General features: G+C 73.6%; 9 protein-coding genes and 1 pseudogene. 7 read left to right on the forward strand and 3 right to left on the reverse strand.

The genetic code is table 11. The features are described 5' to 3' along the window. Positions 1-194 precede the first annotated feature (194 nt). A complete protein-coding gene (locus ABEA87_RS02855; protein WP_345625690.1) occupies positions 195-956 on the forward strand; it encodes a hypothetical protein in 762 nt (253 codons plus the stop codon). A gap of 7 nt (positions 957-963) precedes the next feature. Then, complete coding sequence (locus ABEA87_RS02860; protein WP_345625692.1) at positions 964-1,899, forward strand: nucleoside triphosphate pyrophosphohydrolase; 936 nt, start codon at positions 964-966, stop codon at positions 1,897-1,899. Here the strand turns inward: ABEA87_RS02860 and ABEA87_RS02865 are convergent. Next, on the reverse strand, positions 1,860-2,840 hold the full coding sequence (locus tag ABEA87_RS02865; protein WP_345625694.1) for a DMT family transporter: 981 nt from the start codon (positions 2,838-2,840) through the stop codon (positions 1,860-1,862). The genes ABEA87_RS02860 and ABEA87_RS02865 overlap by 40 nt on opposite strands. A 68-nt stretch (positions 2,841-2,908) precedes the next feature. Here ABEA87_RS02865 and pdxR point away from each other — a divergent pair, with 68 nt between their 5' ends. Both pdxR and ABEA87_RS02875 read left to right on the forward strand, forming a co-directional pair. Further along, on the forward strand, positions 2,909-4,276 hold the full coding sequence (pdxR, locus tag ABEA87_RS02870; protein WP_345625696.1) for a MocR-like pyridoxine biosynthesis transcription factor PdxR: 1,368 nt from the start codon (positions 2,909-2,911) through the stop codon (positions 4,274-4,276). Between the two features lie 30 nt (positions 4,277-4,306). After that, positions 4,307-5,905: a DUF885 domain-containing protein gene (locus ABEA87_RS02875; protein WP_345625787.1), complete on the forward strand. Its 1,599-nt coding sequence runs from the start codon at positions 4,307-4,309 to the stop codon at positions 5,903-5,905. A gap of 69 nt (positions 5,906-5,974) precedes the next feature. On the opposite strand, the gene ABEA87_RS02880 is transcribed toward ABEA87_RS02875, so the two are convergent. Further along, entirely contained in the window at positions 5,975-6,505 is a 531-nt protein-coding gene (locus ABEA87_RS02880; RefSeq protein ID WP_345625697.1) for a hypothetical protein, read from the reverse strand. Between the two features lie 125 nt (positions 6,506-6,630). Here ABEA87_RS02880 and ABEA87_RS02885 point away from each other — a divergent pair, with 125 nt between their 5' ends. Then, positions 6,631-7,404 carry a hypothetical protein gene (locus tag ABEA87_RS02885; RefSeq protein ID WP_345625698.1) on the forward strand — a complete coding sequence of 258 codons (774 nt, stop codon included), beginning with the start codon at positions 6,631-6,633 and terminating at the stop codon, positions 7,402-7,404. A 50-nt stretch (positions 7,405-7,454) separates the two neighbouring features. Here the strand turns inward: ABEA87_RS02885 and ABEA87_RS02890 are convergent, their stop codons facing one another. After that, entirely contained in the window at positions 7,455-8,189 is a 735-nt protein-coding gene (locus ABEA87_RS02890) for a hypothetical protein (protein WP_345625700.1), read from the reverse strand. A 217-nt stretch (positions 8,190-8,406) separates the two neighbouring features. Between ABEA87_RS02890 and eno the strand changes: the two genes are divergently transcribed. Together eno and ABEA87_RS02900 are read left to right on the forward strand one after the other, a co-directional pair. Further along, a complete protein-coding gene (eno, locus tag ABEA87_RS02895) occupies positions 8,407-9,690 on the forward strand; it encodes a phosphopyruvate hydratase (protein ID WP_345625702.1) in 1,284 nt (427 codons plus the stop codon). A 238-nt stretch (positions 9,691-9,928) separates the two neighbouring features. Further along, positions 9,929-10,249: pseudogene (locus tag ABEA87_RS02900) on the forward strand (hypothetical protein); the annotation flags it as partial.

Genomic DNA, 10,249 nt, shown 5'->3' on the forward strand with positions numbered 1-10,249 from the left:
CCAAGTCCGGGCCGCGCGGCCGGGCCCGAACGCGTGGGCCCCGAGGGCCGGGCCGCCGGTGCCCCGGAAGGCCCGGCCGGGCCTGCGAAGATCACCCCGCGCGGCCCCGGTGGTCGGCCCGCTCACGGTCGGCGAGGTCAAAGTCGCTGGCCCCCGAGGCGGCGCGGGCCGGCCGGCGTGAGAGAGTGTGCCCCATGCCTCGCCGCCGCCTGTTCGCCGCAGCCGCCGCCGGTGCGCTGGCACTCGCCGCGCTGACCGGTTGTCGCTCGGACCCCACCGTCGCCGCTTACGTCGACGGGTCCAAGATCACCGAGACCCAGGTTGACCACATGGTCGACGACGCGCAGCGCGCCGTCGATCGGGACAACCAGGCCACCAAGGGGCAGCAGCAACCCGTTCAGGAGAGCGTGCCGTCGCGCACCCAGGTGGTCGGGGTGCTGGTCGCCGAGCGGCTCACCCAGCAGGTGCTGAGCCAGCGGGGCATCACGCCGCAGCCCGTCGACGAGTCCCAGGTCGCCCAGTTCTATCAGGTCCCGGCGACCTCGGCGTACGCCTCCGCGCTGGCCACCGTGCTGGCCGGCACCCAGGCGATCGGCCAGGCCGTCGGCGCCGGCTACCAGCCGACCGACTCCGACCTGCGCTCGGTGTACGACGCGGCGGTCACCGCGGGGATCCTGCCGGCGAACACGTTCGACCAGGCCAAGCCCCAGCTCCAGCAGGTGCAGGGGCTGCCGCAGGACCTCGCCGCGCGCAACGAGCTGGTCAAGGCGGAGGGCCCGGCGAAGGTCACGGTCAACCCGCGGTACCGCCCGCTGGCGTACCCGGTGGAGCGGCTGAGCACCCAGAGCGGCTCGTTCGACTCCGTGCTGCTGCCGCTGGGCCCGGGCGCCAGCCAGCCCGTGGTGGACACCAAGCCGACCGCCACGCCATCGGCCGACCAGCCGCCGCAGCAGTAGCGGCCCCATGCCCGGCCGGATCGTCCTGCTGGTGACCTCGCCGCGGCTGCCGGCCGGGTTGCTGACTGCCGCCGCGTGGGACGCGGTGCGTTCGGCCCCGGTGTTCACCGCGGTGGACGGCCCGCAGGCCGCCGCGCTGCGCGCCGTCGGGGTACCTGTGACGATCACCGAAACCGGGGTGACGGACCTGCTGGCCGCGGGCGACGCGGTCTGGCTGGCCGCGCCGGGCGGCGACGAGGAGCTGGCTCGCGACCTCGGGCTGCGGCTGGCCCGCGAGCCCGGCCTCGCCGAGCTGGAGCTGATGTACGGGTCGTGGGACCCGCCCGGCGCCCGGCTGCTGGACGTGGTGACCGTGATGGACCGGCTGGCCTCGCCCGGCGGGGACCCGTGGAAGCTGGCTCAGACGCACCGCAGCCTGGCGAAGTTCATGCTCGAGGAGGCGTACGAGGCGTATGACGCCATCGAGGCCGACGACCTCGACGCGCTGCGCGAGGAGTTGGGCGACGTGCTGCTGCAGGTGGTGCTGCACGCCCGGCTCGCCGAGAACGTGCCCGACGGGCAGGGCTGGAGCGTCGATGACGTGGCCGGTGACCTGGTCGACAAGCTGATCCGGCGCAACCCGCACGTGTTCGGCGCGGAGCAGGTCGGCGACCTCGAAGAGATCACCGAGCAGTGGGAACGGATCAAGAAGGCCGAGAAGGCCCGCGCCTCGGTGCTGGACGGCATCGCCTGGTCCCAGCCGGCGCTGGCGCTGGCCGCGAAGGTCCTGTCGCGGGCGAACCGGGCCGGGCTCGCGGTCCCGCCAGACGGCGGGGATGGCGAGGAGTTGGGCGCCAAGCTGCTGCGCCTGGTGGCCGACAGCCCCGAGGACGCGGAGGCGGCGCTGCGCCGGACCGTGAGCGCCTACGCCGAGCGGGTCCGCGCGGCCGAACGCTCCGCCTGATCCACCGGCGTCGCGCATTCCTCCGGCACCATCGTCTGCGTCTGCGTCTGCGTCATCGTCCGTGTCTGCGGCACGGTGCGGCTCGGTGTCGCTCGCCAGTTCGACAATCCGGCGGCCAGACCGGCGGTGACCAGCAGGGTGCCGAGCAGTGCGGCGGGCGCCGGCGTCACCCGGTCGATCAGGGCGGTACCGGCCAGCGAGGCGACCGGCAGCAGCCCGGCGAACATGCCGGCCCGCTCCACGCCCAGCCGGCGTAGCCCGCCGTACCAGCACACGAACGCCACCACGGTGAGCACCACCCCGAGGTACGCCAGAGCTGCGGCCTCGGTCACCGTCGGTACCCGCAGCCCCCGCCAACCCCCGGTCACGGTGGCCGCGATGACCAACTCCGGGACGGCCAGGGAGCAGGCCCACGCGGACACCCGTACCGGACCCAGCCCGGTCAGCAGCGGCGCGGCGAGCAGGGAGAAGAACACCTCACCGGCGAGCGCGCCGAACGCCCACCACAGCCCGGCCGCGCTCGTGTGCCCGCCGCCCTGCACCAGGGCGATGCCGGCCACCACGATCGCGCAGCTGCCCACGATGCGCGTCGACGGCCGGCGCCCGGAGAACGCCGGGCCCAGGACCGACAGCACCAGCGGGGCGCCGCCCACCATGGTGCCGAGCACGGCCGGCTGGGCGTGCCGGAGCGTCTCGACCACACAGACGTTGAACGCGACCAGCCCGGTGGCCGCGAGTCCGGCGAGCCGTAGCAGGTCGGGGCCGTTCGGTCCGCGGCCGCCCGTTCGGGGTACCAGCGCCCACAGCAGCGCCGCGGCGATCAGGTACCGGGCCGCCTGGGCCGGTAGCGCCGGGTACCCGGTCAGCTGCCCGGTGACGGGGAAGGAACTGCCGAGAATGGTCATCGCTGTGGCGCACAGGGCGGCACCGGTCGATCGCATGCTGGCGACGGTACGGAGTGGAATGGTCTACTGAGAAGGACCAATGACGCGCCTAGATAGGGGACCACTTGTTCGCCCTCGACCGCCGGGCCGGGTCGCTCGGGGAGCAGCTCGCCGTGGCGCTGCGGGAGTCGATCGCCGACGGCCGGCTGGCCGCGGGCACCCGGCTGCCGGCGAGCCGCGATCTGGCCGGGGAACTCGGCGTGTCGCGCGGGGTGGTGGTCGGCGCCTACGAGCAGTTGCTGGCCGAGGGCCGGCTGACCGCCCGGCACGGCTCCGGCACGTTCGTCGGCAGTGGCAGTGGCAGTGGCAGTGGCAGTGCCGTGCCGCCCGAGGCGCCCGGACCGGTGCGGCCGGCCCCGGTCGTCGCGCTTCGGCCCGGCATCCCGGACCTCGCCCGGTTTCCCCGACAGGCCTGGCGCCGCGCGTACGAGGCGGCGCTGCGCACGGCCGCGGACAGCGACCTCGACTACGGCGACCCGGCCGGGGCTCCCCGCCTGCGCGCCGAGCTGGCCGGCTATCTACGGCGGGTACGAGCGGCCCGGGTGGAGGCGGAGGGACTGCTGGTCACCTCCGGCGCGGCCCAGGCCCTGGCGCTACTGGCGGCGGTACTCCGGGCCCGGGGGGCGGACCGGATCGGGGTGGAGGATCCGGGCAGCCCGGCCATCCGTGAGCACCTGATCGCGGCCGGCCTGCGCCCGGTACCGGTGCCGGTCGACGCGGACGGGCTGGACGTCGCCGCGCTGTCCCGGGGCCGGCTGCCCGCCGTGCTGGTCACGCCGGCGCATCAGTTCCCGACCGGGGTGGTGCTGTCGCCGGCGCGGCGTACCGCGCTCATCGCCTGGGCCGTCCGTACCGGCGGGTTGATCGTCGAGGACGACTACGACGCCGAATTCCGTTACGACCGCGATCCGGTCGGCTGCCTGCAGGGCATGGCGCCGCAGGCGGTGGCGCTGGTCGGCTCGGTGAGCAAGGCGCTGGCCCCGGCGCTGCGGTTGGGCTGGCTGGCCGGGCCGGCCGGGCTGATGGCGGAGCTGGCCGTGGCCAAATCGGCGGCGGACAACGGTGGACCCGTACTCGAGCAGCTCGCCCTCGCGCAGCTGCTCGCCTCCGGCGGGTACGACCGGCACCTGCGCACCGTTCGCCGCTTGTACCGGGGCCGCCGAGACGTGGCGGTCGCCGCGGTGGCCGAGCACCTGCCGGCGGCCACCGTCACCGGGGTCGCGGCGGGCATGCACCTGCTGGTCACCCTGCCGCCCGGGGTCGATGACGTCGCCCTGGCCGGGCGGGCCGGTGCGCGGGGCATCGGGGCGCTGGCCCTGTCCACCACGCGGGTCGGCGCGGCTGGGCCGCCCGGTCTGGTGATCGGGTACGGGGCCATGCCGCCCGACCGGTTGCGGGCAGCGGTCGCTGCGATCGGGCGGCTGCTCCGGTAGGTTGCTGGGGTGTCCGACGATTTTGTACCCATGGCCGAGCGGGTGGTCGAGGCCATCCTGGAGGCCAACCCCGACCTGGCGTCCGACGCCGGAGACCACCGGTTCGACGGCCGGCTGCCGGACCTGTCCACCGAGGCCGTCGCCCGGGACGTGGCGATGTTGCGCGATGCCTCCGCCGCTCTGTCCCAAGTGGACGATGACACGCTCGATCCGCAGGAGCGGGTGGACCACGAGATCCTGATGTCCTTCGTGGACCGGCTGCTGTTCGAGCGCACCGAGGTGCGCGAGTCCGAGTGGAACCCGTTGGCGCACAACCCCGGCGCCATGCTGCACGAGCTGATCTCCCGGCCGTACGCGCCGGTCGAGCAGCGCCTGGAGAGCCTGGCGCTACGGATGGCGGCCATCCCCGACGCGCTCGCCACGGCGCGGGACGTGCTGACCGACTGCCCGCGCGTCCACCTGGAGACGGCGGTCGGGCAGTTCGCCGGCACCGGGGCGCTGATCGCCGACGAGGTGCCCCGGCTGCTGGCCGAGACGCCGGCGCTGGCCGGTCGGGTGGAGCCGGCCGCCGCGCTGGCCAGCGCCGCGCTGGAGGAGTTCGGCGGCTGGCTGCGCGACCGGCTCGCCGACGGCGGGCCCGGCCGCGACCCCCGGCTGGGGCGACGGCTGTGGGAGGCCCGGCTGTGGCACACCCTGGACACCGAGTTGAGCGCGGCCGAGGTGCTGTCCCGGGCGCAGGCCACCATGGAGACGATGGGCGCGGCGCTGCGCGAGGCGGCGGCCGAACTGATCGGCGGCCCGGCCACCGATGAGACCGCGCGCGCGGCTCTCGACCGGCTCGCCGAACAGCGCCCGGACAACACGTCCATCGTGGATCTGGCCCGGCATAGCCTGGACGAGACGACGGAGTTCGTCCGCGCGCACGAACTGGTGTCGCTGGTGGACGATCCGTGCGTGATCCAGGAGATGCCCGAGTTCGCCCGGGGCATCGCGGTGGCCTACTGCGACCCGCCCGGCGCGCTGGAGACGGCCGACGTTCCCACGTTCTTCTGCATCTCGCCCACGCCCACCGACTGGTCGCCGGAGCGGATCACGTCGTTCTACCGGGAGTACAACGACCACATGGTCCGCAACCTCTCGGTACACGAGGCGATGCCGGGCCACTTCCTGCAGCTGGCGCACTCCCGGCGGTACCGCGGTTCCACCAGGGTGCGGTCGCTGCGCCGGTCCGGCCCGTTCGTGGAGGGTTGGGCGGTGTACACCGAGGAGCTGATGGCGCAGTACGGCTTCGGTGGCGCACCGCTGCGGCTCCAGCAGCTCAAGATGCAGCTGCGCAGCGCGCTCAACGCGATCCTCGACCAGCTGGTGCACTGCGATGGGCTCACCGAGGCCGACGCGATGGCGATGATGACGCAGCGCGCCTTCCAGGAGGAGGGTGAGGCGGCCGGCAAGTGGCGCCGGGCCCAACTCACCTCGACCCAGCTGTCGACCTACTTCGTCGGGTACACCGAGGTCGCGGCGATCGCCCGGGCCCGGCCGACCGGTACCTCGGTGCGGGACTGGCACGACCAGATGCTCGCCCACGGCTCGCCGGCACCGCGGCATCTGCGCACGCTGCTGGGTCTGTGACCCGGCCGGCCCGGTCGATCCCGGCGCGGTGAGTGCGGTCGCGCTGGGATCCGGCCGGGCCGGTCTCGATCAGGCCACGCCCCTGCTCTCGGGTTCCTTGCTCTTGGGGGCGTTGATCTCGTGGCCATTGATCTCATGGGCGTTTCTTCCGTGGCCGTTGCTCCGGTGGCCGGGCTCCTCGTCGGCGACGACGGAGTCGACGTCCTCCAGGACCAGCGCCTCCTCGGCCGCGCGGCGGGTCACCCGCGAGGCCAGCCAGCCGACGACCAGGCCGGTCACCGCGCCGGCGGCGATCCATTCCCACTGGATCGGCGCCCGGCGCCCGGCGAGCGCGTCCATCGCCGCGGCGGCTCGCCGCCGACTTTCGTTCATCGCCGACCCGATCCGGTCGCCCGCCGAACCCAGCCGTTCGCCCGCCGTACCGAGCCGGTCGCCGGCCTCGTCGGCCAGGTCGAGGCCGCGGTGGGCCAGGCCCACGCCGCGGTGGACCAGCGATTTCGCGCCGTGCCCGCCCGCCTCGACCGCGGCGACCAACTCGTGGAACGCCTCCGTGGTGACGCGTTCCGCTTCCCGGGTCCGTCCACCCCACTGGCTGCCCATCAAGGACACCTCCCGCGCATCGGCCTGTCGACAGCGTTGTTTTCGCGATGTCTGAGTGCCCCCGCGGCGGCTCCGGCAAACTGCACGGGTTTGTCGGCGCGGCCCGAGTGGGTACGGGCTCACTCATGGCCGTTGATACGCCCGTCCGCACCGGGCCGCCCGCCGCCGACCCCGACCGCAGGCTGATCTACACCGGCCTGGTGATCCTGCTGGCGCTGCTGCTCACGGCGGTCATGCTGGCCGTGGTGACCGTCGTGGTGCGCCACCGGGGCGGCCCGTCCGGAAGCGGCCACACGGTGTCCGCGCCGCTGGACGGCCGGCACGAGGCCCGACTCGACCTGGCATCGGGCGTGACGCTGGTGACGGTACGCGGCGGCGACCTCGGCGACCGGCTGTACCGGATCACCACCCCGGACGGCTCCGGCGCGGTACCGAGGACCACCGACCAGGACGGTTCGGTACTGGTGGGTCTGTCCGGCGCACCGGGAGGCGGTGGGCCGGCGGCCGTCACGGTGCTGCTCAGCTCCCGGGTCACCTGGCAGCTCCGGCTCGCCGGCGGCGCCGACCAGGCCCGCCTCGACCTGCGTGGCGCCCCGATCTCCGGGGTGGACCTCGCCAGCGGCGTGTCCAGCGTCGAGCTGTGGCTTCCCCGACCCAGCGGCACGGTCACGGTGCGGGAGGGTGGCGGGGCGAGCGAGTTCGCGGTACACGCCCCGGCCGGCGTTCCGGTCCAGGTGCGGGTGACCGGCGGTGCGGCTCGGGCCAGCATCGACGGGGTGGTGCACTCCGGCGTGTCCGGGAACACCGTGTACCCGGCGGACGGCTGGAACTCCGCAACCGACCGGTACGAGTTGGACGCGGTCGGCGGCCTGTCGCAGCTGAGCGTGGACCGCTCCTGAGCCGCCCGTTCGCGGGTGGCGGCGACCGAATGGCGGCCGTCTGCTTTGTGCTACTTCGTCTGCCTCGGGCGCTTGTCAATGGTCGCGGCGTCGCTCGGCAGCGCGAACGCGTCCGCGGCGACCGTGCTCTCGTACTGGCTGAGGGTGACGTCGATCGTGTTGCCGGCGACCGTGCCCTCGAAGCTGCCGAGCAGCCCGTCCGTGGTGATGCACGCGCTGAAGCTGGTCGACGGCGCGTTGCTCAGGTTGCTCACGTCCAGGCACGTCGCGTGCTCGCCGGACAGCGTCGTGTCGTGCTGGGTCACCATCGTGTCGTCGTCCAGCGCGACGGCGCCGAACAGGCTGATCACCATGGCCGGCGCGATCAGCCCCCGGCTGCCGATCTGCGACAGCAACGCGGTGGTGGGATCGCCCAGCGGCGACGGCGGCGGGGTCAGGGTGCAGGTGGTGGAGCGGGACTGGGTGCGGCAGTCGGCGGTCTCCTCGGGGGTGAGCACCAGCTTGCCGGCCGGGTAGGTGTACGCCGCCCGCACCGGATCCTGGGCCTGGGCGATCGTCGCGCTGGCGCCGCGGGGCAGCGAGTAGGTGGCCGTATAGGTCAGCGAACCGGCGCTGGACATCCGGCTGGCGAGATCATCTACCAGCTGTGCCCGACTGCTGAGTTGTTGCCCGTCGCCGACCGCGCCACAGGCGGTCATCGACATCCCGGTCGAGACGGCGACCAGCGTGCAGGCGACTGCGGCGAAGGTACGTCGAGCGCGGAGCGATTGCGGCGCGAGACGCATGGCCTAAGCCTCGCCGCTGATCTGGCCCAACGGCAACTCTATTGCTAATCCGGGCCGAATTATCCCTGATAATCCCACTCGCCGCCGGCCCGGGAGGCGGTGCTCTGGTGCGCGATCCTGCTCGATAGTCTCGGCAGAGCGGGCACACGTGCCCGCCCGACCTCGGCGCGCACCGTCGCGGGCCCTAGGTGATCGACAAGAGGAGAGCGAGGCCAGAGTGGCCACCATCGAGGCAATCGTCGCCCGGGAGATTCTCGACTCGCGGGGAAACCCGACCGTTGAGGTCGAGATCGGGCTCGACGACGGTACCATCGCCCGCGCCGCCGTCCCGTCCGGCGCCTCCACCGGCGCCTTCGAGGCGCTCGAACTGCGCGATGGGGACAAGGACCGGTACCTGGGCAAGGGTGTCCAGAAGGCGGTCGACAACATCGAGGAGAAGATCTTCCCCGAGCTGGTCGGCTACGACGTGACCGATCAGCGGGCGATCGACCAGAAGATGCTTGATGTGGACGGCACGCCCGACAAGTCCGAGCTGGGCGCCAACGCCATCCTCGGCGTCTCCCTGGCCGTGGCGAAGGCCGGCGCCAACTCGTCCAGCCTGAGCCTGTTCCGGTACCTGGGCGGCCCGAACGCCCACCTGCTGCCGGTACCGATGATGAACATCCTCAACGGCGGGGCGCACGCCGACTCGAACGTCGACATCCAGGAGTTCATGATCGCGCCGATCGGCGCGCCGGACTTCCGGGAGGCAGTGCGCAGCGGTGCCGAGGTGTACCACGCACTCAAGGGCGTACTGAAGAAGCAGGGCCTGTCCACCGGCCTGGGCGACGAGGGCGGCTTCGCGCCCAGCCTGCCGCACAACGCCGCCGCCCTGGACCTGATCGGCGAGGCGGTCGGCATCGCGGGGTACGAGCTGGGCAAGGACATCGTGCTCGCGCTCGACGTCGCGGCCACGGAATTCTTCTCCGACGGCGCCTACACCTTCGAGGGTTCGGCCAAGTCGGCCGACGAGATGATCAGCTACTACGCCAAGCTGGTCGAGTCCTACCCGATCGTGTCCATCGAGGACCCGCTGGCCGAGGAGGACTGGGCCGGCTGGGCCGCGATGACCGCGCAGCTCGGTGACCGGATCCAGATCGTCGGCGACGACCTCTTCGTGACCAACCCGACCCGCATCGCCCGCGGCATCGCCGAGCGCGCCGCCAACGCGGTGCTGGTGAAGGTGAACCAGATCGGTTCGCTGACCGAGACGCTCGACGCCGTCGAGCTGGCGCACCGGGCCGGATTCCGGACCATGATGAGCCACCGCTCCGGCGAGACCGAGGACACCACCATCGCCGACCTCGCGGTCGCGGTGGGCAGTGGCCAGATCAAGACCGGCGCGCCGGCCCGCTCCGAGCGGGTCGCCAAGTACAACCAGCTGCTGCGCATCGAGGAGGAGCTGGGCGACGCGGCGCGGTACGCCGGCGCCGGCGCGTTCCCGAGGTACCGTAACCAGTGATTCCGTGGCCGGCCGGTGATTCACCGGCCGGCACGGCGTTCATTGGCACTGATCGTGGCCGGCCGGCGCGAGCCGGCCGGCATCCCGGGCGGCATGGCCGATCGGGGTGCCGGCCAACCGGCACCGCGAGGACCGGGACGGTCTGATCCGTCGAGGCCGGCGGCGCTCGGCGGCGGATCCGAGCAGCGCCGCGAGCCGCTGAACGGCGGGCTTGGCGTTGAGATCGGGGGAGGCAGGCATGACGCAGCCGCGTCGCACTCCGGGTCGGGGCGGGCAGTCCCGACGCGGCGGGGCCGGCCGCGGTGCCGGCACCCCCCGATCCACCCGCGGGGCGGCGCCCCGCACGGGTGTCGGCCGTACCGCGTCGAACCGGGCCACGCCGCTGGGCTCCACCGACCGGGTGCGGGCCGTGCCGGCCAGATCGGCGGCGGCCGACCCCGGCCGCTCCGCCTCGCGGCCGGCCAGCGCGCGCCGGGCCGCCGCGGCCGGCGCCGCCTGGCGCACCCGGGCGCCGCAGCCACACCCGTTGACCGGCCGGGCCACCCTGCTGGTCCTGGTG

Origin of the sequence: Rugosimonospora acidiphila (genome assembly GCF_039543385.1) — a bacterium.
In the GTDB taxonomy this organism is placed as follows: domain Bacteria; phylum Actinomycetota; class Actinomycetes; order Mycobacteriales; family Micromonosporaceae; genus Rugosimonospora; species Rugosimonospora acidiphila.